Source organism: Lysobacter dokdonensis DS-58 (assembly GCF_000770795.1).
GTDB classification, from domain to species: domain Bacteria; phylum Pseudomonadota; class Gammaproteobacteria; order Xanthomonadales; family Xanthomonadaceae; genus Noviluteimonas; species Noviluteimonas dokdonensis.
On the sequence record NZ_JRKJ01000006.1, the window covers coordinates 106803 to 133010 of the forward strand.

A 26208-nucleotide genomic window follows, 5' to 3' on the forward strand; every position below is an offset into this window, starting at 1 on the left:
GCCTGCACCATCGGCGAATCCGCCCGCAGGGGGCGGCACTCATCAGGGATCCACGCATGCGTCGTCTCCTCGTTTCCGCCATTGCGCTCGCGCTCGCCGGCGCCACCCTCGACGTCGCCGCGCAATCGGCCACGCCCCACGTCGCGCCGCCCGTCACCGATGCGACGACGCAATTGCCGCGCAACGTGCGCCCCACCAACTACACCATCGCGGTGGTGCCGCACGCCGACAAGATGACCTTCGATGGCAAGATCGCCATCGCGGTCGACGTGCTGGAACCGACCGACAAGATCGTGTTGAACGCGGTCGACATGACGTTCGCGAACACGGTGCTCAACCCGCGCAACGGCAAGGTGCAGAAGCCGAAGGTCGCCATCGACGCCGCTTCGCAGACCGTGACGTTCACCTTCGACGCGCCGCTGCCCGCTGGCCAGTACCTGCTGTCGACCGATTACACCGGCAAGATCGGCACGCAGGCCAACGGCCTGTTCGCGATCGACTACGAAAACAAGGCCGGCAAGCAGCGAGCGCTTTACACGCAGTTCGAGGCGTCCGATGCCCGCAAGTTCATCCCGTCGTTCGACGAGCCGAACCACAAGGCGGTGTTCGACCTCAGCGCCGACGTGCCGTCCGACCAGATGGCCGTCAGCAACATGCCGGTCGCCGACTCGAAGGATCTCGGCAATGGCCTGAAGCGCGTGAAGTTCCAGACGTCTCCGAAGATGTCGACCTATCTGTTGTTCTTCGGCGTGGGTGATTTCGAGCGCGCGACGAAGATGCAGGGCCCGACCGAAGTCGGCGTGGTCACGCAGCGCGGCGTGACGGACCAGGCGAAGTTTGCGCTGGATTCCTCGGCCGACGTGCTGAAGGAATACAACGACTACTTCGCGACGCCGTATCCGCTGCCGAAGCTCGACAACGTCGCCTCCCCCGGCCGCAGCCAATTCTTCGGCGCGATGGAGAACTGGGGCGCGATCTACACCTTCGAATACGCGCTGCTGCTCGATCCGTCGATCTCCACGCAATCCGACAAGCAGGGCGTGTTCTCCATCGCCGCGCATGAAATCGCGCACCAATGGTTCGGCGACCTGGTGACGATGAGCTGGTGGGACGACCTGTGGCTCAACGAAGGCTTCGCCACGTGGATGGCCGCGCGCACCACGCAGAAGCTGCATCCGGAATGGAACACGGTGCTGGGCAAGGTCGGTCAGCGCGAAGCGGCGATGGGCCTGGACGCGGTGGCCACCACGCACCCGGTGGTGCAGAAGGTCGAGACCGTCGAACAGGCCGCGCAGGCGTTCGACTCGATCACCTACCAGAAGGGCAGCGCCGTCATCGGCATGCTGGAAGGCTACGTCGGCGGCGACAAGTGGCGCGACGGCGTGCGCGCATACATGAAGACGCACGCGTACGGCAACACGAAGTCCGACGACCTGTGGCGCGCAGTGCAGGACGCCTCGGGTGTGCCGATCCTCGACATCGCGCACGACTTCACGCTGCAGCCGGGCATCCCGCTGATCCGCGTGGAATCGGCGACGTGCAGCGCGGGCAAGACCACGCTGCAGTTCAAGCAGGGCGAATTCACGCGCGACCGCGCCGACAAGCAGCCGCTGACCTGGCGCGTGCCGGTCATCGCGCAGAGCGTCGGCGGACAGCCGGCGCGCACGCTGGTGCAGGGCGGCGCGGGTTCGCTCGAAGTGCCGGGGTGCGGGCCGGTGGTCGTCAACGCGGGCCAGAGCGGTTACTACCGCACGCTGTATACGCCGCAGCAGTTCGCGACGCTGCGCGACGGCTTCGCGAAGGTCGCGCCGATCGACCAGCTCGGCGTGATGAACGACGTGTGGGCGCTCGGCATGGCCGGCCTGCAGTCGTCGTCCGATTACCTCGACCTCGCGATGCGCGTGCCGGCCGATGCCGACCCGCAGATCTGGGGCGACATCGCCGACAGCTTCGCCTCGCTCGACAACTACTACCGCGGCGATGCGCAGCGCCAGGCGCGTTTCCGCAAGTTCGCGGTGAAGACCTTGCAGCCGGTGATGGCACGCGTGGGCTGGGAAGCGAAGCCGGGCGAGGCCGACCCGGTCGCGATCCAGCGCACGACGCTGATCGGCACGCTCTCGCAGCTCGGCGACGAACAGGTGATCGCCGAAGCGCGCCGTCGCTTCGCCGCGTCGGAAACCGATGCCAATGCGATGCCCGCGCCGCTGCGCCGCACGATCCTCGGCGTGGTCGCCGCGCACGCGGATGCCGAAACGTGGGAGAAGCTGCACACGATGGCGAAGAACGAAAAGACGCCGCTCGTGCGCGACCAGCTCTACACGATGCTCTCGATCGCGCAGGATCCGGACGTCGCGCAGCGTGCGCTGGACCTGGCGCTCACCGACGAACCGGGCGAGACCAACAGCGCGAGCATGATCTCGTACGTCGCGCAGCAACACCCGGACAAGGCGTTCGACTTCGCGCTGGCGCACCAGGCGCAGGTCGGCAAGCGCGTCGACACCACGTCGCAGAGCCGTTATTACCCGAGTCTGGCGAGTTCCTCGCTGGACCCGGCGATGGTCGGCAAGTTGCGTTCGTACGCCGACAAGCACATCGCCGCCAGCTCGCGCCGCCCGACCGACACGGCCATCGCCAACATCGAGTACCGCCTGAAGATCCGCAAGGACCGCCTGGCGCAGATCGATGCATGGCTGGCGAAGAACGGCGGTTGATGCAAGACCGGAGGGTGCGCCGGACGGCGCGCCCTCCTTCCGGCCGGGGCTGCGCTGGCCCTGCGTTAGGGAATAAATAGTCCATCCGTTCCTGGGCAGGTCCACGCTCCTGTCATGAACGCCGTCGCCACCGCCAGCACCACTGCCATCACCCGCGCCACGCCCGCCGACCTCCCGCGTTTGCTGGAGGTCTGGGAGACCGCCGTGCGGGCCACCCACGACTTCCTGCCCGCGGGCGAGATCGACCGCTTGCGTCCCCTGGTGCGCGATGCGCTGGGCGCCTTCGAACCACTGCATGTCCTGCGCGATGCGCGCGGGCAGGTATTCGCGTTCCTCGGCGTGGCGGAAGGCAGCATCGAAATGCTCTTCGTGCATGCCGATCATCGCGGATGCGGCGCGGGGCGGCGCTTGGTCGAACACGCCCTGGACGCGTTGTCGGCCGACCGGGTCGACGTGAACGAGCAGAACGTACAGGGCGTCGGCTTCTATCGCCGCCTCGGTTTCCGCTTGTCGTCGCGTTCACCGCTCGACGGCCAGGGCCAACCGTATCCGATCCTCCACCTCGTCCGCGACGGCGCACCGCCATGACCGGGCGCGCGTCGGCGCTGCGCTTGCTCGCCGCCGGCGTGTTGTCGCTGTGCGCGTGCGTATCGCTCGCGCAGGCGCCCAATTCGACGCGCGCGCTCGCCGCGCAGGCCGACGCCATCCGCGCGCAACTGGGCACGGCCACGGAGTCGATCACCGAGGACCGCGCCGATTTCCTGCGGCGCCAGTTGCTCGCCTCGCTCGATCGTCGCCAGGACATGGTGCGCGCCATCCACGATGTCGAGCGCCTCTCGGGCCAACCCGCGCGCGTGGCCGCGCCCCGGAGCCTGCTCGCGCTCGACGACCTCCGTCGCGAGATCCAGCGCCTCGATGCGGACCTCGACAGCGGCCGGCGCCGCATGTCGCTGCTCGAGCAGGAACGCACCGTGATGGCCACGCAACTCACGGAGAAAGTGGCGGCCGAACGCACGTTGCTGGACGCACGCGCCGAACCCGACGCCATCGCGATGGCAAAGCTCGAAACCGCACTCACCGAATCGGTCACCGCCGAGACCGACATGATGCTGCGCCTGCTGCGCGTGCAGCAGACGTTCGCGCAGGCGCAGCGCGATGCCATTGCGACGGCCTTGGCGGCATCGAGTACCCGCGACGTCACGGTGACCGACCGCGATGCGGCCGACGTCAACGCCCGACTGCGCGCCCGCGGCGAAGCCCTGGCGCGCCAGATGGCGGCCGCGACGACGCAGCGCGCACGCGCGCGTGCCGAACTCGCGCGCAACGGCGCGACGGCGACGCCGTTGCAACTGGAAGCGATGAAGGAGCGCGTCGCCAACGCCGACATCGACATGGAGCTCACGCGCGAAGCGCGCACGAACCTCGCGACCGAACAACTCGCCTGGCAGACGGCGGTCCGCATCTACCGCGATCGCGACGAAAGCGCGATCGTCGAAGCGCGGCGACATGGGCCGATGCTGGTCGAACGCCTGGAACGCCGTCGCGATTTCCTCGCCTCGATGTCCGACCAGATCCTGATGCGCAGCGGGATGCTCTCGACCGAGCTTGCGCAGAACCCGGGCGCTTCGGACGCCGCCGACAAGCGCGCCCTGCGCGACGTCTTCGACCAGCGCCTGCAGATGGTGCAGCGGGCGCGCTTCGACGAATCCCGCCTGATCGATCTGATCGCGCGCATGCGCGAGGACTTCGACGCGCGCGCCAGCGCATACGGATTCCGCGAGCGCGTCAATCTCGCGTGGGCCTTCGTCCGCGATGCGGTGTTGCGCGCGTGGAACTTCGAGGTCTTCACCGTGAACCAGACCGTCGAGGTCGACGGCCGAAAGACGCAGGTGCCGCGCGGCGTGACGGTCGGCAAGATCGTGAAGGCGCCCCTGCTGCTGGTGTTGAGCCTGTTCCTCGCGGCCAAGCTCACGTCGTGGTGGGAGCGCTGGCTGCATCGCCGCCGTGGCATGGACGAAGGCCGCGCGCGATTGTTGCGGCGCTGGGCGCTGGCGTTGCTCGTCGCGGCCTGCGTGCTTGCAAGCCTCGCAATCGCGGGCATCCCGCTCGCCGCGTTCGCGTTCATCGGCGGCGCCGTGGCCATCGGCATCGGCTTCGGGATGCAGGCCTTGTTCAAGAACCTCATCAGCGGCGTGCTCGTGCTGATCGAGCGCCCCTTCCGCCTGGGCGATGTGATCGAAGTCGGCACGATGCGCGGGATGGTCGTCGACATCGACCTGCGCACGTCGGTCGTGCGCGACGCCGATGGCGCGGACACGCTGATCCCCAATTCCGTGCTGATGGAGGAGAACGTCAAGAACGTCACCTACCGCACCCGCATGCAGCGCCAGACGCTGCCCGTCGTGGTGGATGGCGATTCCGAACCGCGCGCCGTCATCGAGGCGATGCGCACCGCGGCGCAGCGCCATGGCCAACTCGTCGACGATCCCGAGCCGACGGTGCTGCTGGAAGACTTCGCCGACAACGGGCTGCGCTTCGTGCTGCATTACTGGATCGAGTTGGTGCCTGGCATGGACCGGCGGCGCGTGTCGAGCGACCTGCGCATGATGATCCTCGGCGCGTTCGAGGACGCCGGCATCAAGATGGCACCGCCGCCGCCCATCGTGCGTTAGAGGCGTACAATCGATCCGCGTTTGGAAGGAGGCTGCGCCGGTGCCGCTCGCCAAGCTCACGCGCCCGAAGTTGCACCAGGTGTTGCCGCGCGAGCGCCTGTTCGCGCGCCTGGATGACGCCGCGCGGCCCATCGTCTGGGTCGTCGGCCCGCCCGGTGCGGGCAAGACGGCGCTGGTCGCCAGTTGGTTGCAGCAGCACAAGGTCGGCGGCGTCTGGTACCAGGTGGACGCGGGCGACCGCGACCTGTCCACGTTCTTCCACTACCTCGGTCGCGCCGCGCCGCCCGCGCGCAAGCGCGATGCACCGTTGCCCACCTTCACGCCCGAGCATGGCGCCGATCCGGCGGCGTTCGCGCGGCTGTATTTCCGCGCGCTGTTCGAGCGGTTCAAGCCGCCGGCTGCGCTGGTGTTCGACAACTACCACGAGCTCCCCGCGGGCGCGCCATTGCATGCGTTGCTCGATGCGATCGCGCGGGAGATCCCCGAGCGTGTCGTCATCGTCGCCACCAGTCGCGGCGAACCACCGCCGGAATGCGCGGCGCTGCGCGCGATGGACCGCGTCGCGCTGCTCGACTGGGACGAGTTGCGCCTGACGTTCGACGAAACCTGCGGCATCGCCGCGCTGCGCCAGCACCTCGACGACACGACCCTGCGCGCGGTGCACGCCCAGTCGGATGGCTGGCCGGTCGGCCTCGTGCTGACCCTCGAACAGGTCAAGCGCGGACACGTCGATGCGAGCGCCGCGCAATCGCAGGGCCGCGAAGTGTTGTTCGGCTATTTCGCCGGCCAGATCCTCGATGCACTGTCGCCGGCGGTGCAGGTGCAGCTGATGCGCATCGCACTCCTGCCGCGGGCCACCGCCGCGCAGGCGGCGATGATCGCGGGCGACCCCGGGGCAGGGCACTTGCTCGATTCGCTGTATCGGCGGCGCCTGTTCGTCGAGCGCCGCGGCGAGGCGTATCAGTTCCACGATCTGTTCCGCGCGTTCCTTCTCGAGCGCCTGCAGCACGCGATGCCGCCCGAGGCGTTGGCCGAAGTGCGCCGCGCGGCCATCGTGCTGTTGTCGCAGGCCGAGCAGGTCGAGGCCGCCTTCGACATCGCCGCCGCCGCGCAGGATTGGGCGACGGCGGCGCAACTGACGCTGCGGTTCGCGCCGATGTTGCTGGAGCAAGGGCGCGTCGCGACGTTGAAGGCCTGGTTCGACGTGTTGCCACCGCAGGCGCAGGACGCTTCGCCCTGGATGGCGTTGTGGCATGGCGTGGCGATGTCGCCGTTCGCCGCGTTGCAGGCGCGCGCACGGTTCGAAGCGGCGTTCGCGCGCTTCGGCGACGAAGAGCCGATGGGCCGCATCCTGTCGATCGGCGCGATCCTCGCCACGCATTACCTGGAGTTCGATCATGGGCAGGTCGACCAGTGGATCGACGAATTGCTGCCGCGCCTGGAGAACCCGCCGCCGTACCCCGCCGCGGCCGCGGAACTGCGGGTCAACGCCGCGTTGTTGTTCGCGTTGAGTTTCCAGCGCCCGCGCGCGGACCTCACCGAAGCGGTCGTCGCGCGCCTGCGCGCCTTGCTGCAACGCGACGACATTCCCGTGAACCCGCGCGTGGATGCCGCGACGCTGATGCTCGCCCACCATCAGATCAACGGCGAGTTCGACGAAACCGAGCGCATCGCCGCGATGGCCGCGCCGTGGGTCGCCGACCCGACACTGACGCCGAGCTACCGCGCGTTGTGGCTGCTGCAACTGGCGCACTTCCGCGACAAGCAGGGCGACGATGTCGAAGCCCTGAAGCTGTACGACGAAGCGCAGGCGATTGCGAACGAAAACGCACTGATGCTGCCGCCCCTGCGCATCTTCATCCACCTGGGCCGCGCGATCGTCGCGTTGTGCGCGGGCGATGCCGATACCGCCGAGGCCGAGCGCGTGAAGGGCGCGGCGTACTGGAATTACTCGCGCAAGCTCGATCGTGCGCTGGACGGCGCGATCCGCACCTGGGTCGCGGTGTTGCGCGGCGAGCACGCGACCGCGGTGACCATCGCGCGCGAGATGGTTGCGGGAATGGATGCCTACGGCCCGGTGTGGCTGCGTTTCGGCGGACGGTTGCTGCTGGCGATCGCGGAGTTCGAGGCCGATCCCGACGTCGATCTGGCGCCGATCCTCGATGAATCGCGCGCCCTGCTCGAAGGGACGTGCCTGCAGCACCACGTCCATGGCATCGAGGCGGTCGAAGCGTGGGTCGCGCTGCGTCGCCATGGCCTTGCCGCCGCGCGCCCGTTGATCGAACGCAGCGTTTCCGGCCTCAATGCGCACCACGGCCAGTTCATGCTGCGCATGCATCCGACGTTGTTGTCGGAGGTCTACGGCGCGGCGTTGCAGTTGGGCATCGCGGAAGGCGACGCGCGCCGCGCGATCCGCGAGTACGTGTTGCGCGCCCCCGACGCCGACCCGCCGCGCTGGCCGTGGCAATTCGAAGTACGCACGCTCGGCCGCTTCGAAGTGTTGCGCGAAGGCCAGCCGCTCGCGTTCTCCCGCAAGATCCCGAAGAAGACGCTCGCGTTGCTGAAGGCCATCATCGCGTTGGGCGGGCGCAGCGTGTCGGAGCAACGGCTGCTCGATGCGCTGTGGCCCGACGAGGAAGGTGACGCCGGCGCACGCGCGCTCGATGCCACTGTCCTGCGCCTGCGCGCGTTGCTCGGCGATCCTGCGGCGATCGTGCAGAAGGGCGGGCGCGTTTCGCTCGATCCGCAACGCATGTGGGTGGACGTGTTCGCCTTCGACCGGTCGCTCGCGGCCGCGGATGAAGCGGCACACCGGCACGACGGCGTCGCCGAGGCGCTGCCGCTGAACCGTGCGCTCGAACTCTACGGTGGCGCGTTCCTCCTCGAAGACGAGGGTGAGGCGTGGCCCGTCGCCACGCGCGAACGCCTGCGCGGCCGCTTCATCCATGCCCTTGCGCGCCAGGCCGAGCGCCTCGAAACGGCCGGCGACGACACGGCCGCCATCGCCCTGTACATGCGCGGCATCGACGCCGACCCCGCCATCGAATCGTTCTACCAGGGCCTCATGCGCTGCTACGACCGCAGCGGCCGCCGCAGCGAAGCCATCGCCGCCTACCAGCGATTGCGCCAGATTCTGTCCATCACGCTGGGCCTCCAGCCCTCGCAGAGCAGTGAGCGCCTGTACCAGCAACTGATGCGTTAGTCGTTGCCGATTCCCGGATCCGCGATCCGTAGGCAATAAATCAGCGCCGCCGCGGGACCCTGTCCGTGTTCTCCACGGAGTCCCGCTTTGACCGCTCCCATCCGCTCGTTCGTCGTCCGCATCTACCGCCGCCATGGGCGCGCGGGGATCGACGGCGTCGTCGAGGACGTGAAGACCGGCCGTTCCCGGCCGTTCCACTCCATCGCCGAGCTGTGGGACGCATTGCGCGGGGCCCGACGCTCCCTTGGGCGCAAGGACGCGCCATCTCTTCCTCCCGCCGATTGAATCCCCCACGGATCCCGCCATGCGCCGTTTCGCCCGTTCGCCCGTCGTTCGTTTGCTGCCGGCTGCATTGGCCGTCGTGATGCTCGCTGCCTGCTCGCATGCCGAAGTGCCCGCGGCCGAAGATCCGCGCCCCGTGCGCACGCTGCGCGTGGGCGCCTCCGACGACGCCTCCGACGCGATGTACTCCGGTGAGATCCGCGCACGCCGGGAAGCGGCGCTCGGCTTCATGGTCGGCGGGCGCATCCAGTCGCGGGCGATCGAAGTCGGCGACACGGTCGCGAAGGGTGCGGTGCTGTTCCGCCTCGATCCCACGGACGCCGCGCTCAACGCCAACGCCTCGCGCAGCCAGGTTGCGTCCGCGCGCAGCCAGTACGAACAAGCGAAGAACGATTACGCGCGCTTCTCGCAGCTCTCCTCGATGCAATACGTGTCGCGCTCGGAACTCGACAAGGCGCGCATGAACCTGCAGACCGCGCAGGAAGCCCTGCGCGCCGCCGAAGCCAACAACGGCGTCGTCGCGAACCAGGCCAGCTACACGACGTTGCGCTCGACCGTCGGCGGCGTGGTCACGAGCATCGAAGCCGAATCCGGGCAGGTCGTTTCCGCCGGCCAGGTGGTCGCGCGCGTGGCCGAAGACGGCGAACGCGAACTGATCGTCAGCATTCCCGAATCGCGCATCGACGAACTGCGCACCGCTCGCGCGCTCTCCGTCGAACTGTGGGCCGATCCCGGCCATCGCTACGCAGGCAAGCTGCGCGAGCTCGCACCCGACGCCGACGCGGTCACGCGCACCTACAGCGCGAAGATCACCGTCGTCGGCGCGGACAAGGCCATCCGCCTGGGCATGACCGCGAAACTGCACGTGGCGCTGCCGACCACCGGCACGCTGCGCCGCCTCCCGCTCACCGCGCTCTACGACGCCAGCGGCAAGCCGCATGTGTGGATCGTCGACCCGAAGACCGGGTGCGTCGCGTTGCGCGCCGTGACGCTCTCGCACACGCAGGACGACGGCGTCCTCGTCAGCCACGGCCTGCGCGACGGCGAGATCGTCGTCACCGCGGGCGTCAACCTGCTGCACGCCGGACAGAAGGTCCGCACGGATGTCGCTTCGTGAAAGATTTCAATCTGTCGCGCTGGGCGCTCGCGCATCCGCAATTCGTGTTGTTCCTGATGTTGTTGTTCGGCGCCGGCGGCATCTTCGCGTGGCGCCACCTCGGGCAGATGGAAGACCCGAACTTCACCGTCAAGGCGATGGTCGTGCAGGCGAAGTGGCCGGGCGCGGGCGCCGATGCGATGGCCCAGCAGGTCACCGACCGCATCGAGCGCAAGCTGCAGGAAGTGGCCGAAGTCGACTATCTCTCCAGCTTCTCCAAGCCCGGCTTTACCCAGATCACCGTCGCGCTGCGAGACGAACTGCCCGCATCGAAGGTCCCGGATGTCTGGTACCAGGTGCGCAAGAAACTCGCGGACATCGAGCATGAGTTCCCCGAAGGCGTGCAAGGGCCGATGTTCAACGACGAATTCGGCGATACGTTCGGGAACCTGTATGCCTTCACCAGCGACGGCTTCTCGTACGCGGAGCTGCGCCGCTTCGTCGACCAGGCGCGCGACGAGTTCCTGCGCGTGCCCGACGTCAGCAAGGTGCAATACATCGGTGTGCAGGACGAGAAGATCTTCGTCGAGACCTCCTCGGCGAAGCTCGCGTCGATCGGGCTGAATCCGCAGATCGTGGAAGACACTCTGCGCGCGACCAATGCAATGGTGCCGGCCGGCGTGGTGCAGGCCGGCCGCCAGCGCGTGGCGCTGAAGATCACCGGCGAGTTCGATTCGGTCGAAGCGATCGAGGACATCGGCCTCGACGCCAACGGCCGCACCGTGCGCCTGGGCGACATCGCGCGCGTGTATCGCGGCTACACCGACCCGGTCGAAACGAAGATGCATTTCGACGGCAAGGACGCCATCGGCCTGGCCATCGCGATGCGCGAAGGCGGCGACGTGATCCGCATGGGCCGCGACCTCGACGCCGCGGTCGCGCGCGTGCAGGCGGCCCTGCCGGTCGGCGTGGAAATCCACGCCGTGTCCAACCAGCCGAAGGTCGTGCACGAGTCGGTGCACGAGTTCACCAAGAGCCTGGCCGAGGCGATCCTCATCGTGCTCGCGGTGAGCTTCCTGTCGCTGGGCTGGCGCACCGGCATCGTGGTGGCGCTGTCGATCCCGCTCGTGCTGGCGATGACGTTCCTGGCGATGTACTTCCTCGGCATCGACCTGCAGCGCATTTCGCTCGGCGCGCTGATCATCGCGCTCGGACTGCTCGTCGACGATGCGATCATCGCGGTGGAAATGATGGCGTTGAAACTGGAGCAGGGCTGGGACCGCGTGCGTGCGGCGAGCTTCGCCTACACCGCCACCGCGTTCCCGATGCTCACCGGCACGCTGATCACCGCCGCGGGCTTCCTGCCGGTCGGCATGGCGAAGTCGAGCGCGGGCGAGTACACGATCTCGATCTTCCAGGTCGTGGGCATTGCGCTGATCCTGTCGTGGCTCGTGGCGGTGCTGTTCACGCCGTGGCTCGGGTACAAGTTGTTGCCCGAGCGCAAGGTCGACGGAGCGCATGCGCATGCGCACGACATCGACACCACGCGCGGCTTCTACGGCGTGTTCCGTCGGGTGCTCGAAGCCTGCCTGCGCCGCCGCGGCCTCGTGCTCGGGTGGACGGTGGCGATGTTCATCGGCGCGATGGCCTTGTTCCAGACGGTGCCGCAGCAGTTCTTCCCCGCCTCCAGCCGCCCCGAATTGATGGTCGACCTGTGGTTGCCGGAAGCGGCGAGCATCGAGGCGACCAACGAAGCCGTCTCGCGTCTCGAAAAGGAATTGCGCAACGACCCCGACGTCGAAGCCGTCACCGGTTACATCGGCATGGGCAGCCCGCGCTTCTACCTGCCGCTCGACGTGCAGTTGCCGAACACCAACTTCGGCCAGGTCATGGTGATGACCAAGGGCGAGGAGGCGCGCGAGCGTGTCTACGCGCGCATCGAAGGCTTGTTCAAGGCGGGCTTCTCCAACGTGCGCGGCCGTGTGTCGCGCCTGGAGAACGGCCCGCCGGTCGGTTATCCGATCAAGCTGCGCGTATCGGGCCCGGATCCGGAGAAGCTCACCGCGGTGGTCGCGCAGGTGCAGGCCGCGCTGCGCAGGGATCCGGCGATCCGCGACGTCAACTCCGACATGGGCGAGCGCCTGCAGACGGTGCGGCTGGTGGTCGACCAGGACAAGGCGCGCGCGCTCGGCGTGTCGTCCAAGCAGATCGCCGACACGACGCAGAACTCCCTGTCGGGCCACGCCACGACGCAGTATCGCGAGGGTGACCGCCTGATCGACGTCGTCACGCGCCTGGAGGGCGCCGAGCGCACGGACCTGGACAACATCAAGGATGCGAAGCTCTACACCCGCGACGGAAAGTACGTGGCGCTCTCGCAAGTGGCGCGCATCGAACTGGGCAGCGAAACCAGCATCCTGTGGCGCCGCAACCGCATTCCGACCGTCACGGTGCGCGCGGACGTCGCCGGCGCCGAAGCGCCCGACGTTTCCAAGCGCACGTGGCCGGCGGTGAAGGCCATCGCCGATGCGTTGCCGCTTGGCTATCGCATCGAAGTGGGCGGCGCGGCCGAATCCAGCGAGGACAGCGAGAAATCGATCGCCGCCGTGGTGCCGCTGGCGATCGCGCTCATCCTCGTGTTGCTGATGATGCAGTTGCAGGACATGAAGAAGACCGCGCTCGTGGTGGCGACCGCGCCGCTCGGGATGATCGGCGTGGCGTTGATCCTGGCGATCTTCCGCGTTCCGTTCGGATTCGTGGCGTTGCTCGGCACCATCGCGCTGGCGGGCATGATCATGCGCAACTCGGTGATCCTGATCGACCAGATCGACCAGGACCTCGCGCAGGGCATCGCACCGTGGGATGCCGTGGTCGGTTCGACCTTGCGCCGCTTCCGCCCGATCGTGCTGACCGCACTGGCCGCGGTGCTGGCGATGATCCCGCTGACGCGCTCGACGTTCTGGGGACCGATGGCGTGGGCGATCATGGGCGGGTTGTCGGTGGCCACGCTGCTGACGCTGATCGTGCTGCCGACGTTGTACGCGTGGGCTTACAAGGTGCGGCCTACAACCGCTCCGTCGGCTCCAGCTCACCGACCTGGTTCGGCGCGCAGTCCGGCATCCGCGCATTGACGCTGCGCTCCCATCGCCAGATGGCCCAGCCAAGCAACGAGAACGCGGCCGCGCCGAGCGCCAGGTGCAAGGCGTGGTGGCTCAGGAGCGGCGAGAGCACGCCGGCGATCACCGCGTTCGACACCAGGCCGGTGAACGCCTGCAGCGACGATGCGCTACCGCGCTGGCGCGGATACATGTCGAGGATGGCGAGCGTGAGGATCGGGAACACCAGCGCGATGCCGAAGGAGTTGAGCATCATCGGCAAGACGGCCCACGGCACCGTGGGCGCGGCGACGATGAGGTTGTAGGCGATGTTGAGCGCGGCCGCCAGGCCGCAGCAGGCGAAGCCGATGCGCACCTGCGTCGCGCCGTCGACCTTGCCCGCGATGCGACCGGAGGTGAACGCGCCGAGCATCATGCCGCCGATCATCGGGACGAAGAACCACGCGAAGCTGCGCTCGTCGAGGTGCAGCAAGTCCAGCACGAACGCCGGCGCCGAGGCGATGTACAGGAACAGCGCGCCGAAGTTGAACGTGCCCGCCGCCGCAAGGCGCTGGAAGCGCGGGTTGAGGAAGATCGCGACGTAATCGCGCAACAGCGAAGAACCGCGCAACGGCAATCGCGCGGGCTTCGGATGCGTTTCCGGCAGGAACACGAGGGTGGCGAACCACAGCACCACCGAGAACGCGACGAGGAACCAGAAGATCACCGGCCACGCCGACCAGCCGAGGATCCAGCCGCCGATCACGGGTGCGATCGCCGGCGCGATGCCGAAGATCATCGAGACCTGGCTCATCAGACGCTGCGCGTCGTTGCCGTGCAGCACATCGCGGATCACCGCGCGGCCGACGATCAGCCCGACGCCCGCGCTCAGGCCCTGCAACGCGCGGAACCACAGCAGCGTGGTCAGATCCATCGACAACGCGCAGCCCGCCGACGCGCCGGCGAAAACGACCAGCCCGACGAGGATGACGCGCCGCCGCCCGATCGCATCGGACAACGGCCCATGCACCAGGCTCATGAGCGCATAGGCGATGAGGTAGACCGCGATGGTTTGCTGCATCGCGAGCTTGTCGGCCGCCAGCTGCGCGCCCATCTGCGGGAACGCGGGGAAGATCGTGTCGATCGAGAACGGGCCGAACATGGCCAGCCCGCCCAGCAGGAGCGCCAGGCGCCGCGTCGAGATCGCCTTCCCTGGCGCTGCATCCACGATCAGCGTTCCTCTTCTTCCTCGTGCTGCTCGTCGCGAACGGCGACGTCCAGCGTGCACGACTGCGCATCGCCCGCGGCAGCGCAGGTGCACTTGCCGTCATCCAGCAGTTCGCGCGAGCGGCCCTGCGACTTGCCCTGCCTGGTCCAGTCGCGCGCCTGCTTGTTGGCGGCGTCGCACGCGGCCTTCTCGCTGGGGCCCTGGGCCGTGAAAGATTTGCGGGCGTCCTGTGCGTGCACCGCGGGGGCGAGCAGCAGGACGGCGGAAACGGCGGTGGCGAGGACGGTCAGGCGCATGGAGGACACCCCTTGTGGAACACGCCGCGCATTCTACGAACGACCCGTCTGCCGCGACATGAACGTCCGTCACGGCCGTGACGGACGCGGAACGCTCATTTCCCGTCGCGGTACGTGGCGCGCAGCAGTTCGTGGAAATGGTGCACGGCGTTCTCGCGCAACGGATTCAGGCGGCCGGCGACGTAGGAGCCCGACGACAACCCGCGCTGGACGTCCTCGCAGATGGTCAGGTCTTCGACCTGGACTTCGTCGCTGAAGCTCAGGTCCGCCGCGCGGCGCGCGATGCCCTGCGCGCTGTCGTCCATCGCGTAGTAGAAATCGAATTCGACGCGACACTTGTCCACGCCCAGCGGGATCACGCGATTGGTCTGCAGGCGGCCGGGCACGATGTTGAGCATCGTGTTGGGCCACATCCAGTAATACAGCGCATCGCCGTTGCCGTAGAGCTCGTCGCCGCTTTCCAGCGGACTCCACTGGAACGAATACCAGCGCGCGGTCTGCGTGACGTAGCTGCGGTAGTCGAGCAACTTGTTGAGGCCGGGGTGCACGTGGGGGACGTGGTAGCCCTCCAGGTAATTGTCGATGTAGACCTTCCAGTTGCACCCGACGTCGTACGCCACGCGATGATGGTGGCCGTAGTGTTCGAGCCCGCGATCGTCGCCGATGCGCGCATCGATGCCGTCGACGAACGCATCGAAGTCCGGCGCGCGCGCCGCATCCACGCACGCGAACACCAGCCCCTGCCACACGCGCACCGCAAGTTGCGGCAACTTGATGTCGGAGACGTTGAAGTCCGGCGCATCGCCCATTTCCGGCGCCGAACGCAACGTGCCGTCGAGCGTGTACGTCCAGCCGTGGTAGCGGCAGCGCAATGCCTTCGCACCCAGGCCGTCGCATTGCGCGAGCGGACCCGCGCGATGCCGGCACACGTTGTGGAATACGCGGATCACGCCGTCGGCGCCGCGCACGGCGACGACCGGCAAACCGGCGAAGTTGCCGATCGCGTGATCGCCGGTGTTGCGCAACTGACACACGTGCGCGATCAGCTGCCAGCCGCGGTCGAAGATCAATGCGCGGTCGACGGCGACATACGCCGGATCGGCATAGAAGCGCGCGGGCAGGGCGGTGGCGTGGTCGAGCGGCTGCGGGGCGAGATCGGCCGGCGGGGGCGGGGCCTGGAGCGTGGTCTTGTCCATCCAGCGAGGATACGCCGGCGGATGGGGCGGGTCACGCCGCTTCGACCCTGCGTTCGTTAGGTTGTCGTGGACTGCGAACTGCGTGTGAGCGCATGCCCGATTTCGGCTTCCAACGCGACTCCATGGTGCGCCACCAGATCGCTGCGCGCGGCATCGACGACGCCGGCCTGCTCGACGCGATGCGCACGGTTCCGCGCGAGCGGTTCGTCGACGATTCGATGCGCGATTACGCCTACGAAGACGGCCCGTTGCCCATCGCGGCGGGGCAGACGATTTCGCAGCCCTACATCGTCGCGCGGATGATCGAGATCGCGCGTGTCGCTCCCGGGGATCGCGTTTTGGAAATCGGCGCGGGATCCGGTTATGCGGCGGCGGTGATGGCGCAGATCGCGGCGCGCGTCTACACGATCGAGCGCCACGCGCAATTGACCGCCCTGGCGCGCGGCCGGTTCGACTCACTGCACTACGGCAACATCGAAGTGCGCACCGGCGATGGCACGCGCGGATGGCCGGAAGTGGCGCCGTTCGACGCGATCCTCGCCGCGGCCGGCGGCCCCGACGTCCCCGAAGTGCTGAAGCAGCAACTTGCGATCGGCGGGCGCCTGGTGATGCCCGTGGGACGCACGTTGCATCACCAGCGGTTGGTGCGCGTGATCCGGACGGGCGAGTTCCGCTTCGAGCAGCAGGACTTCGACGATGTCGCGTTCGTGCCGCTGATCGGCACCTACGGATGGGCCGAGGATGGATCGCGGCCGATGCCGACGCCGCGCGACCGCGACGACGCGCCCGTGACGACCTTGCCGAAAAAGATCGCGAAGGCCGCCGAGCCGTTGCCGAACCTCGACGATCCTGCGTTCGGCGCGCTGTTCGACCGCTTCGCGGATGCGCGGGTCGTGCTGCTCGGCGAAGCGAGTCATGGCACGTCGGAGTTCTACCGCGCGCGTGCGGCGATCACGCGGCGGCTGGTCGAGCATCACGGGTTCCGCATCGTCGCGGCCGAAGCCGATTGGCCCGACATGGCTACGCTGGACCGTTACGTGCGGCATCGCCCGCCGCGCGAGAACGCGGAGAAGCCGTTCCAGCGCTTCCCGACGTGGATGTGGCGCAATCGCGAATTCGAATCCGTGGTGCAATGGTTGCATCGCTTCAACGCCGATCGTGCGATGGGCGACCGCGCGGGGTTGTTCGGCCTGGACCTGTACAGCATGGGCGCCTCCATGCGCGCGGTGATCGATTACCTCGACGACGTCGACCCCGACGCCGCGCACGCGGCCCGCGAGCGCTACGCCTGCCTCACGCCGTGGACCCGCGACCCAGCCGAATACGGGCGCATGTCCGTGCGCGCGGGGCACGCGCTGTGCGAGCCGGCGGTGATGAAGACGCTGATGGCGCTGCTCGACAAGCACCGGGAGTACATCGCCGACGACGGGCCGGGCGAGGCGACCGAATGGTTCGACGCCACGCAGAACGCGCGCCTGGTGCGCAACGCGGAGAAGTACTACCGCACGATGTACGAAGGCGCCGCGCAATCCTGGAACCAGCGCGACCAGCACATGTTCGACACGCTGCAGCAATTGCTCGATGCGGGCGGGCCGCAATCGCGCGCGGTGGTGTGGGCGCACAACTCGCACATCGGCGATGCGCGGTTCACCGAAATGGGCATGCGGGGCGAGTTCAACCTCGGGCAGTTGTGCAAGAAGCGCTGGGGCAGCGCGGCGTCGACGATCGGGTTCGGCACGCATACCGGCACCGTGGCGGCCGCTTCGGATTGGGACGCGCCCATGCAGGTCATGAGCGTGCGCCCGTCGCTCGCCGACAGCTATGAGGCACAGTGCCACGACTCGGTGCGCGAGGGCGCGCGTGTGCTGCGTTTCCTCCTCGACTTGCGCGAGGGCGTGCATGGCCCGCTGCGCGAGGCACTCGACAAGCCGCGGCTGGAGCGTTTCATCGGCGTGGTTTACCGGCCCGAGACCGAGCGTTTCAGCCACTACGCGCAGGCGGTGTTGCCGGCACAGTTCGACGCCTGGGTGTGGTTCGACGAAACGCGCGCTGTGCGCCCATTGGGCGCCGACCGGCATGCGACGGACGCCGTGCCGGAGACATACCCCTTCGGCCTGTAGCGCGCGCATGACGGGACGACGGCCGCTTTGCTAGCCTGCCGTTCCTCGCGCCCGCCCGGCGCCCGACCCAGGACCGCCCCGTGAAGCCACGCCACCTCCTGCTCGCCGTCGCCGTGTCCGCCGGCGTGCTCGCGCTCGCCGGCTGCAAGAAGCCCGCCGAGCCCGCACCGACCCATACCGGCGTGGTGAGCCCGGCGCCGGAAGGGGAGACCGCCGACCAGTTCGTCGCGCGCGTCAACGCGGAGATGAAAAAGAACTACGCGGAGCTGTCGGCCGCGCAGTGGCTGTCGCAGACCGACATCACCGTCGACAGCGAGCTGGTGGCATCCAAGGCCGAGGAGCGCAACCTCACGCGCCTGTTGGGCTGGATCGAACAATCGCGCAAGTACGAAGGCCAGCAACTCTCGCCGCAGACCGCGCGCGCGATCCAGTTGCTGAAGCTGCAGGCCGACCTGCCCCCGCCGAAGGATCCGGCGCAACTCGAAGCGCTGACGAAAGTCGCGACGAAGATGGAAGGCATGTACGGCAAGGGCACGTACTGCAAGACCACCGGAACGTCGAAGTCGTGCCGCAACCTGGGCGAGCTGGAGGACGTGCTGCGCAGCAGCCGCGATTACGACGAACAACTCGACGCATGGCAGGGCTGGCACACCGTCGCGCAGCCGATCAAGGCCGACTACGTCAAGTTCGTCGAGCTGTCGAACATCGGCGCGCGCGACATGGGGTACGCCGACACCGGCGAGCTGTGGCGTTCGGGTTACGACATGACGCCCGCGCAATTCGCGGCCGACACCGATCGCCTTTGGGGCCAGGTCAAGCCGTTGTACGACCAGTTGCATTGCTACGCGCGCACGCAGCTCGACGCGAAGTACGGCGAGCGCGGCGAAGTCGCCGGCGGCATGCTGCCCGCGCACCTGATGGGCAACATGTGGCAGCAGGATTGGAGCAACCTGTGGGACATCCTGCAGCCGTATCCCGACGGCGGCGACCTCAACGTCACGGCGAACCTGCAGGAAATGGCGACGCAGGATTACAACCTCGCGCTCGCGCAGCACAACGGTTCCCCGACCGCCGAGCAGCTCGCCGACATGCGCTACACCGGGCAGCTCGCCACGGCCAAGCACATGACCGAGCGCGCGGAGGATTTCTACGACTCGCTCGGCATGCCGAAGTTGCCGGCGACGTACTGGGAGCGCTCGCAGTTCATCAAGCCGCGCGATCGCGATGTCGTGTGCCATGCGAGTGCGTGGCCGATGGACATGGCCGACGATGTGCGCACGAAGATGTGCATCAAGCCGAACGAAGAAGATTTCACGACGATCTACCACGAGCTCGGGCACGTCTATTACTACACCGCGTACAAGAACCTGCCGCCGTTGTTCCAGAGCGGCGCGCACGATGGGTTCCATGAAGCGATCGGCGACACGATCGTGCTGGCGATGACGCCCCAGTACCTGCATTCGATCGGGCTGGTCGACGAGCAGCAGCAGAGCGACCAGGCGTTGATCAACGCGCAGATGCGCATGGCGTTGGCGAACGTGTCGTTCCTGCCGTTCGGGTTGATGATCGACCGTTGGCGCTGGGGCGTGTTCGATGGTTCGATCAAGCCCGACCAGTACAACAAGACGTGGTGGGACCTGAAGGCGAAGTACCAGGGCGTCGCGCCCGCCGCGCCGCGCGGCGAGGAGTTCTTCGACGCGGGCGCGAAGTACCACGTGCCGGCCAACACGCCGTACACGCGCTACTTCCTGTCGAAGATCCTGCAGTTCCAGTTCTACAAGGCGCTGTGCGACACCGCCGGCTACAAGGGTCCGCTGCACGGGTGCAGCTTCTACGGCAACAAGGCCGCCGGGCAGAAATTCCAGGCGATGCTCGCGCGCGGCGCGAGCCAGCCGTGGCAGGCCACGCTCAAGGAAATGACCGGCAGCGACAAGATGGACGCCGCCCCCGTGCTCGAATACTTCGCGCCGTTGCAGGATTGGCTGAAGAAGCAGAACGAAGGCAAGACCTGCGGGTGGAACGCGTCGCCGTCGGCGAAGGGTTAAATCGCCGGGTCGACGAGGGATTTCGATTCGGCGTCGACCAACCCGCGGCGGGCGAGCCAGTCCCAGGCTTCGGTCGCGTCCTGTTCGACGTACGCGCGGGCCGAGCCCAGGCGGAACGTGTAGCCCCACGCGTCCATGTCGGCGAACACGCGGGCGGCGCCGACGCCGGGGATCGCATCGCCGAGCAGCGATTGCAGGACGCAGACGGCGTCCTCTTCGGCGATCGAATCGGTGGCGTCGGTATGCACCAACGCCCGCTTCTCGGGCGGCAACACGATCAGATGCGCGGCTTCGTGCAGCAATGAATGCACCGGCGTGTCGGCGCGTGCGAACACGGTCGCGCCGACGAGCCCGGCTTCGGGCTCGCCCCAGTAACTGCCGGGAATCGGTTCGCCATCGTCGACGTGCACGAGTTGCAACCCGTACGCGCCGAGCAGGGCGGCGACGTGCCCGTGGTCGATGTCGGCCAGCGTCAGCACCGACATCGCGTCAGCCCACCGCCGCGCGCTCCTCCGGCAACGCGACCGAGATGTCCAGCACGTCGTGCTCGCCGTCCTTGACCACGTCGACCTTCACTGCATCCGCGTCGACGTTGACGTACTTGCGGATCACCTCGAGCAACTCGCGACGCAGGAGGGGCAAGTAATCGGGGCCGCCGGAGGCGCTGCGTTCCTGCGCGATGATGATGCGCAGGCGGTCCTTCGCGACGGCGGCGGTGTTCTTCTTGGGCTTCAGGAAATCGAAGATCGACATGCGTCAGCCCCCGAACAGCTTGCTGAAGAATCCCTTCTTCTCGGCGGTGGTGAAACGCATGGGCCGCTCCTGGCCCATCAGGCGCGCGACGGCATCGTCGTAGGCCTGGCCCGCGTTGGATTCGAGGTCGAGGATGACCGGCTCGCCCTTGTTCGATGCATTGAGCACGTCGCCCGATTCCGGGATGACGCCGATCGTCTTGAGGCCGAGGACTTCCTCGACGTCGGTGATCGACAACATCTCGCCGGTTTCCACGCGCGAAGGGCTGTAACGGGTGAGCAGCAGGAATTCCTTCACGCGCTCGCCGTTCTCCGCCCTGCGCGTCTTGGACGCCAGCAGGCCGAGGATGCGGTCGGAGTCGCGCACCGAGGAGACTTCCGGATTGACCACGACGATGGCCTGGTCGGCGAAGTACATCGCGAGGAACGCGCCCTTCTCGATGCCGGCCGGCGAGTCGCAAACGATGTAATCGAAACCGTCTTCGGCGAGGTCGTTGAGAACCTTTTCGACGCCTTCCTTCGCCAGCGCATCCTTGTCGCGCGTCTGGGACGCGGCCAGCACGAAGAGGGTGTCGAACCGCTTGTCCTTGATCAGCGCCTGCTTGAGCGAGGCCTCGCCGTGGATCACGTTGACGAAGTCGTACACCACGCGGCGCTCGCAACCCATGATCAGGTCGAGGTTGCGCAGGCCGACGTCGAAGTCGATGACGGCGACTTTCTTGCCTTGCCTCGCCAGACCGCACGCCAGGCTCGCGCTGGTCGTGGTCTTGCCCACGCCGCCCTTGCCGGAGGTGACTACGATGATTTCGGCCAAGTGATGTCCTCCCTCTGAAATTTATTGTTGTTGTTCTAAGGTTTCAGTCCAGCGCCGCGATGCGGAGCTGCCCCTGCTCGAGCCACACCTGCACCGCCTTGCCGCGCAGGTCCTTCGGAATGTCTTCCAGCACCTTGTAGTGGCCGGCCACGGCGACGAGCTCGGCGTGGAACTCGCGGCAGAAGATCCGCGCCTTCTCGTTGCCCTGCGCGCCGGCGAGCGCGCGACCGCGCAATGCACCGTAGATGTGGATGGAGCCGTCCGCGATCACTTCCGCGCCTGCGCCGACTGTGGCGAGCACGGTGAGGTCGCTGTTCTCCGCGTACACCTGCTGGCCGCTGCGCACGGGCGCGGCTTGCATCATGCCCGGTGCGGCGCCTTGTTGCGACACGGCGGGCGCGGGCGGCGGTTCGGGCGCCGTCTTCGACGACGCGCGCGGCGCGGGCGCGGCGGGTTCGGCCGGTGCATCGCCGGTGCGCTCGTATTGCGCGCGGAACTTGGCGAGCAGCGGGAGTTCGAGCGCGGCGGCGAGTTCTTCGATCTCGCGCGTGCCGTAGGCCAGCGCCACCGGCAGCACGCCGGCCTCGCGCAGGCCGGCGACGAGCTTGCGCGCCGTGTCCACGTCGGGGGTCTTCGACAGGCCGCCGAAATCCAGGATCACCGCGGCGCGCGCGAACAGCTTGGGCGCGCGCTGCACGCGATCGCGCATTTCAGCCGCGAGTTGCGCGACGTCGAGCGTGCGCACGCGCAGGTTGGCGATGCCGACCTGGCCGATCTTGAGTTCGCCTGCCTGTTCGTAATCGATGGCCGTGCTCACGCGCACGTCCCGGTGGGGCGGTGCGCGAGCATGCGCGACTGCGCGCGCGGCATCGGCATCCAGGGCGCGTCGGGCAGGGCGTCGCCGTAGGTTTCGCGCACCCACGCGTAGCTGCACAGCTCCTTCATGAGCATCGCGGCGCGGTGGCCGTTGTGCATGACGTTCTGGCCGACTTCGCGGAAGCCGAAGCTGCCGTGGAAGAGCAGGGCGTGGTCGGTGCCCGGTTCCAGCAGCACTTCGCAGCACAGGTGCGGATGGCGGAGTTCGGCATAGCTCTGCACGTCGGCGTACAGCGCGCGGCCCACGCCGCCGCCGCGGCGGCGCGAGGCCACGACGATGCGGTCGATGTAGAAGAACGCCGGCGTGCGTGCGCGGAACCACGCGAAGTTGTCGCCCACGTGACCGCTGTCCGAACCGAACCCGACGAGGAAGCCGGCGATCGTCCCGTCGCGCTCGGCGACGCGGAAGTATTCGGCGGAATCGAAGGAGCTGCGGAGCGTTGCCGCGTCGAGCGGCAGGATGGCGGGGCCGGCGGCGTTGTTGAGGGCAAGGACGGAATCCAGCTCGTGCTCTCGCACGTCGCGGACAACAATCGACATCGGCGGCTCCGGTCTTCCTGGGTCGTACGGCGGGAGGGACGCGCTGTCCCCGGCGCTGGCGCGGATTATCGCACGCGATCCGGCGGCGGGGGCATGACTTCTGGCCTCCCGCACCGATTGCCCCGGAGGGCTAGGATTGGGCATGTTCGCCCGATTCGGCCATGACCGCCTCCTGCGCTACGCCGGCCTGTTCACCTGGGCCGTCGTCAGCCTGCCCCTCGTCTATTCCTGGCTCGTGCCGCTCATCGGCGAGGGCGCGGAGGAACAACTCGCGCTGCGCCCGATGCCGTGGCAGGGCTGGGTGTCGTACTTCGCCTTCGGCGTCAGCTATGCGTGGCTGACGCGCGGCCTGGGCGTGCGGCGGCGCACCGTGGGCGACTTCGCGCTGCTGCTCGTCCTCACCCTGGCCGCGGTGGGCGTGAGCTACTGGAACGAGAGCGGCCTGGGCAGCGTGCTGTTGATGGTGGCCGCGTGCGTGCTGCCGTGGCTGTTGCCCTTGCCGCTGGGCGTGGCGTGGCTGGTCCTGAGCCAGCTCGCGGTGGTGCCGGTGTTCGTGCACGGCCTGAACTTCCCGCTGCTCGAAGCGCTGATGCAGTCGGTGTTGTACGCCGGCTTCTCCGGATTCGTGTTCGTCACCAGCCTGGTCGCGCGGCAACAGGCGCAGGCGCGCGAAGAGCAACGACGGCTGAATTCCGAATTGCGCGCGACACGCGCATTGCTCGCCGAAAGCGCGCGCGTCAACGAGCGCACGCGCATCTCGCGCGAGCTGCACGACCTGCTCGGGCACCACCTCACCGCGCTGAGCCTGAACCTCGAAGTCGCGGGCCATCTGTCCGACGGACGGGTGAAGGAACACGTGCAGCAGGCGCACACGCTCGCGCGCCTGTTGCTGACCGACGTGCGCGAAGCGGTGAGCCAGCTGCGCGAGGGCGGGGCGATCGACCTGGGCGCCGCGCTGCGGCCACTGGCGGAAAACGTGCCTTCGCTCGCGATCCACATGGACATCGAGGAGCCGCTCACGCTCGACGATCCCGAGCGCGCGCACGTGCTGCTGCGCTGCACGCAGGAAATCATCACCAACGCCGTGCGCCACGCCGGCGCGCGCAATCTGTGGATCGATGCGCGCCGGATCGACGGCGGCATCCTCATCGATGCGCGCGACGATGGCACGGGCGCCGAATCGCTCGTGCCCGGCAACGGCCTGCGCGGCATGCGCGAGCGCCTGGCGCAGCACGGCGGCGAGTTGCAGGTCGACTCGGGCAACGGTTCCGGGTTCCGGCTGCGGCTGGCCCTGCCGGTGACCACGCTGGGCGCGCCGCTGGGCAACATCGCGCCCGCCGAAGTGTCCAATCCCACGCAAACCCCGCCCGCGCCGGGCGAGACCACCCCCGAAGGAGCCACCGCGTCATGAACACCGCCACCATCCGCATCTGCCTGGTCGACGACCAGACCCTCGTGCGGCAGGGCATCCGTTCGTTGCTGGCCCTCGCCCCGGGGATGGAAGTCGTCGCCGAGGCCGGGGACGGGCGCCAGGCCGTCGAACTCATCCCGCAGGTCCAGCCCGACGTGGTCCTCATGGACATGCGCATGCCCGTGATGTCGGGCCTGGAAGCCCTGCAGGCGCTGGGCCGCGCCAATGCCCTTCCGCCGACCATCATCCTCACGACTTTCGATGACGACCAGCTGGTCCTGGCAGGGCTGAAGGCCGGCGCCAAGGGCTACCTGCTGAAGGACGTGACGCTGGAGCAGCTCGTCGGCGCAATCAAGACCGTCTCCGAAGGCGGCTCGCTCGTGCAACCGGCCGTGACACAGCGGCTTTTGTCGGGCCTGGAGCACATGCGCAACGACTTCGTCAGCCTCGACCGGCCGGACCCCCTCACGGACCGCGAGACCGAGATCCTGCGCCTGATGGCCAGCGGCTTTTCCAACAAGGAGATCGCCAATTCGCTGGGCGTGGCCGAGGGCACGATCAAGAACCACGTGTCCAACATCCTGTCCAAGCTCGGCGTGCGCGACCGCACCCGTGCGGTGCTGAAGGCGTTCGAACTGCAATTGGTGTGATGGATGGCACGGCCCGGCGCGGCGCGCCGGTCGTGCGCGCCGGTGGCTCGCAGGTACACCCGCTCTCCTGCTAGGATCGCCGGTCTGTGCGGGCCGCCCGGCGGCGGCCCGGTCTGGAGACCTTCCGAATGACCCGTTTGATCGAGATCCTGATTTCCCTGGCGATCGTCGCCGTGCTGTTCGTCGTCGTCGGCATCGCGTTGCCGTCTTCGCGCCACGTGTCCGAAAGCATCGAGACGAATCGCAAGATGGTGATCGTGCGCGACACGCTCACGAGCCCGCGCCGCTTCAAGGAATGGAACACCCTCGCGCTGCGCGACCCCCGCATGGACTGGAAGTTCTTCGGTCCGGATTCGGGCGTCGGCGCCGGCTTCGAATACACCTCCAACAACAAGCAGGTCGGCACGGGCAAGTGGACGCTCACCAAGAGCGAGCCCAGCCTGATCGAATACGACATCGTCGACAGCTCGCGCGGCACCGACAAGAAGACCAAGTTCACGCTGAAGCCGACGGGCCGCAACAACCGCAACGTCGAAATCACGCAGACCTACGACGTCGACTACGGCTTCGACCTGATGGGCCGTTACTCGGGCCTGTACATCCGTTCGGTCGGCGACGACATCAAGCTGGGCCTGGGCAAGCTGACCAACACGCTCGCCAGCGTTCCCAACTACGACTACAACGCCGACTTCGGCCGCAAGGACCAGGCGGACCTGCCGAAGGTCGTCGACGTCCCGGCGGAGAACCTGCTCTTCGCCCCGGCTACCGTCGAACGCGACCCCGACAAGATCCAGCTGGCGATCAACGCCAACGTCCAGTGGATCCGCAAGGTCATGGACGCCAACGGTCTCGAAGCCGCCGGCCCGCTGCGCGTGATCACCACCGAGTTCGCCGCCGACGCCTATTCCTTCGACACCGCCATGCCGGTGCGCAAGAAGGGCGAGACCGGCCCGGCCACGGAAATCCCGGCGCCGAAGCTGGAGCAGCAGGTGCAGTTCGTGCGCACCACGCCCGCGCGCTACGCCACCGCCGGCTTCACCGGCCACATGATCAACCTCGCCAAGGTCCGCGACTCGCTGCGCGCCTGGACGATGACGCACGGTTACGAAACGACGGGTCGCCCGTTCGAAGCGTGGACCAATGGCGTGGACCAGGGCTTCACCGACGAAGGCCACTACCAGCTTTACTGGCAGCTGAAGTAATTTCAGCCGCCATCCCCGCG

At 67.9% G+C, this 26208-nt stretch carries 20 protein-coding genes; 12 read left to right on the plus strand and 8 right to left on the minus strand.

All coding sequences use genetic code 11. The features are described from left to right. The first annotated feature begins 56 nt into the window (after window positions 1–56). From LF41_RS06085 to LF41_RS06110, 7 genes are all read left to right on the plus strand, one after another. On the plus strand, window positions 57–2711 hold the full coding sequence (locus LF41_RS06085; RefSeq protein WP_036167340.1) for a M1 family metallopeptidase: 2655 nt from the start codon (window positions 57–59) through the stop codon (window positions 2709–2711). A gap of 114 nt (window positions 2712–2825) precedes the next feature. Next, a complete protein-coding gene (locus tag LF41_RS06090; RefSeq protein ID WP_052116188.1) occupies window positions 2826–3299 on the plus strand; it encodes a GNAT family N-acetyltransferase in 474 nt (157 codons plus the stop codon). Next, a complete protein-coding gene (locus tag LF41_RS06095; protein ID WP_036167343.1) occupies window positions 3296–5383 on the plus strand; it encodes a mechanosensitive ion channel domain-containing protein in 2088 nt (695 codons plus the stop codon). Before LF41_RS06090 ends, LF41_RS06095 begins: the two co-directional genes overlap by 4 nt. A gap of 40 nt (window positions 5384–5423) precedes the next feature. Continuing rightward, on the plus strand, window positions 5424–8585 hold the full coding sequence (locus LF41_RS06100) for an AfsR/SARP family transcriptional regulator (RefSeq protein WP_036167346.1): 3162 nt from the start codon (window positions 5424–5426) through the stop codon (window positions 8583–8585). 87 nt (window positions 8586–8672) lie between these two features. Further along, a complete protein-coding gene (locus LF41_RS16695) occupies window positions 8673–8870 on the plus strand; it encodes a hypothetical protein (protein ID WP_152599910.1) in 198 nt (65 codons plus the stop codon). Between the two features lie 19 nt (window positions 8871–8889). After that, window positions 8890–9984, plus strand: a complete 1095-nt coding sequence (locus LF41_RS06105; RefSeq protein ID WP_036167349.1) for an efflux RND transporter periplasmic adaptor subunit — start codon at window positions 8890–8892, stop codon at window positions 9982–9984. Next, window positions 9981–13094 (plus strand): efflux RND transporter permease subunit, encoded by a 3114-nt coding sequence (locus LF41_RS06110; protein WP_036167352.1) that lies wholly within the window; start codon window positions 9981–9983, stop codon window positions 13092–13094. The genes LF41_RS06105 and LF41_RS06110 overlap by 4 nt, the downstream gene beginning before the upstream one ends. Here the strand turns inward: LF41_RS06110 and LF41_RS06115 are convergent. The 3 genes from LF41_RS06115 to LF41_RS06125 all read right to left on the minus strand — a co-directional run bounded on the left by LF41_RS06115 (window position 13027) and on the right by LF41_RS06125 (window position 15778). Then, on the minus strand, window positions 13027–14247 hold the full coding sequence (locus LF41_RS06115; protein ID WP_036167606.1) for a multidrug effflux MFS transporter: 1221 nt from the start codon (window positions 14245–14247) through the stop codon (window positions 13027–13029). The genes LF41_RS06110 and LF41_RS06115 overlap by 68 nt on opposite strands. 41 nt (window positions 14248–14288) lie before the next feature. Then, window positions 14289–14582, minus strand: coding sequence for a hypothetical protein (locus LF41_RS06120; protein WP_036167355.1), 294 nt, complete (start codon window positions 14580–14582; stop codon window positions 14289–14291). A gap of 95 nt (window positions 14583–14677) precedes the next feature. Then, window positions 14678–15778 carry an aromatic ring-hydroxylating oxygenase subunit alpha gene (locus tag LF41_RS06125; RefSeq protein WP_036167358.1) on the minus strand — a complete coding sequence of 367 codons (1101 nt, stop codon included), beginning with the start codon at window positions 15776–15778 and terminating at the stop codon, window positions 14678–14680. A gap of 92 nt (window positions 15779–15870) precedes the next feature. On the opposite strand from LF41_RS06125, the gene LF41_RS06130 reads away from it, so the two are divergent. Both LF41_RS06130 and LF41_RS06135 read left to right on the plus strand, forming a co-directional pair. Further along, the gene (locus LF41_RS06130) at window positions 15871–17898 is read left to right on the plus strand and encodes a protein-L-isoaspartate(D-aspartate) O-methyltransferase (protein ID WP_036167361.1); all 2028 of its coding nucleotides are present in this window, start codon (window positions 15871–15873) and stop codon (window positions 17896–17898) included. Between the two features lie 80 nt (window positions 17899–17978). Further along, window positions 17979–19943 carry a M2 family metallopeptidase gene (locus tag LF41_RS06135; RefSeq protein WP_036167364.1) on the plus strand — a complete coding sequence of 655 codons (1965 nt, stop codon included), beginning with the start codon at window positions 17979–17981 and terminating at the stop codon, window positions 19941–19943. Here the strand turns inward: LF41_RS06135 and LF41_RS06140 are convergent. The 5 genes from LF41_RS06140 to LF41_RS06160 are packed head-to-tail and all read right to left on the minus strand — an operon-like array spanning window position 19940 to window position 22925. Next, window positions 19940–20428, minus strand: coding sequence for a hypothetical protein (locus LF41_RS06140; protein WP_036167368.1), 489 nt, complete (start codon window positions 20426–20428; stop codon window positions 19940–19942). The genes LF41_RS06135 and LF41_RS06140 overlap by 4 nt on opposite strands. A gap of 4 nt (window positions 20429–20432) precedes the next feature. Next, the gene (minE, locus tag LF41_RS06145; protein WP_036167371.1) at window positions 20433–20696 is read right to left on the minus strand and encodes a cell division topological specificity factor MinE; all 264 of its coding nucleotides are present in this window, start codon (window positions 20694–20696) and stop codon (window positions 20433–20435) included. Window positions 20697–20699: 3 nt separating this feature from the next. Then, window positions 20700–21509, minus strand: coding sequence for a septum site-determining protein MinD (gene minD, locus LF41_RS06150; protein WP_036167373.1), 810 nt, complete (start codon window positions 21507–21509; stop codon window positions 20700–20702). A 43-nt stretch (window positions 21510–21552) separates the two neighbouring features. Next, a complete protein-coding gene (gene minC, locus LF41_RS06155) occupies window positions 21553–22326 on the minus strand; it encodes a septum site-determining protein MinC (RefSeq protein ID WP_036167608.1) in 774 nt (257 codons plus the stop codon). Beyond that, window positions 22323–22925 (minus strand): GNAT family N-acetyltransferase, encoded by a 603-nt coding sequence (locus LF41_RS06160; protein WP_036167375.1) that lies wholly within the window; start codon window positions 22923–22925, stop codon window positions 22323–22325. The genes minC and LF41_RS06160 overlap by 4 nt, the downstream gene beginning before the upstream one ends. A gap of 142 nt (window positions 22926–23067) precedes the next feature. On the opposite strand from LF41_RS06160, the gene LF41_RS06165 reads away from it, so the two are divergent. From LF41_RS06165 to LF41_RS06175, 3 genes are all read left to right on the plus strand, one after another. Continuing rightward, complete coding sequence (locus LF41_RS06165) at window positions 23068–24336, plus strand: sensor histidine kinase (RefSeq protein WP_084073423.1); 1269 nt, start codon at window positions 23068–23070, stop codon at window positions 24334–24336. Continuing rightward, entirely contained in the window at window positions 24333–24986 is a 654-nt protein-coding gene (locus LF41_RS06170) for a response regulator (protein WP_036167378.1), read from the plus strand. The genes LF41_RS06165 and LF41_RS06170 overlap by 4 nt, the downstream gene beginning before the upstream one ends. 128 nt (window positions 24987–25114) lie before the next feature. Next, window positions 25115–26188 carry a polyketide cyclase gene (locus tag LF41_RS06175; protein WP_036167381.1) on the plus strand — a complete coding sequence of 358 codons (1074 nt, stop codon included), beginning with the start codon at window positions 25115–25117 and terminating at the stop codon, window positions 26186–26188. The last annotated feature ends 20 nt before the right edge of the window (window positions 26189–26208 follow it).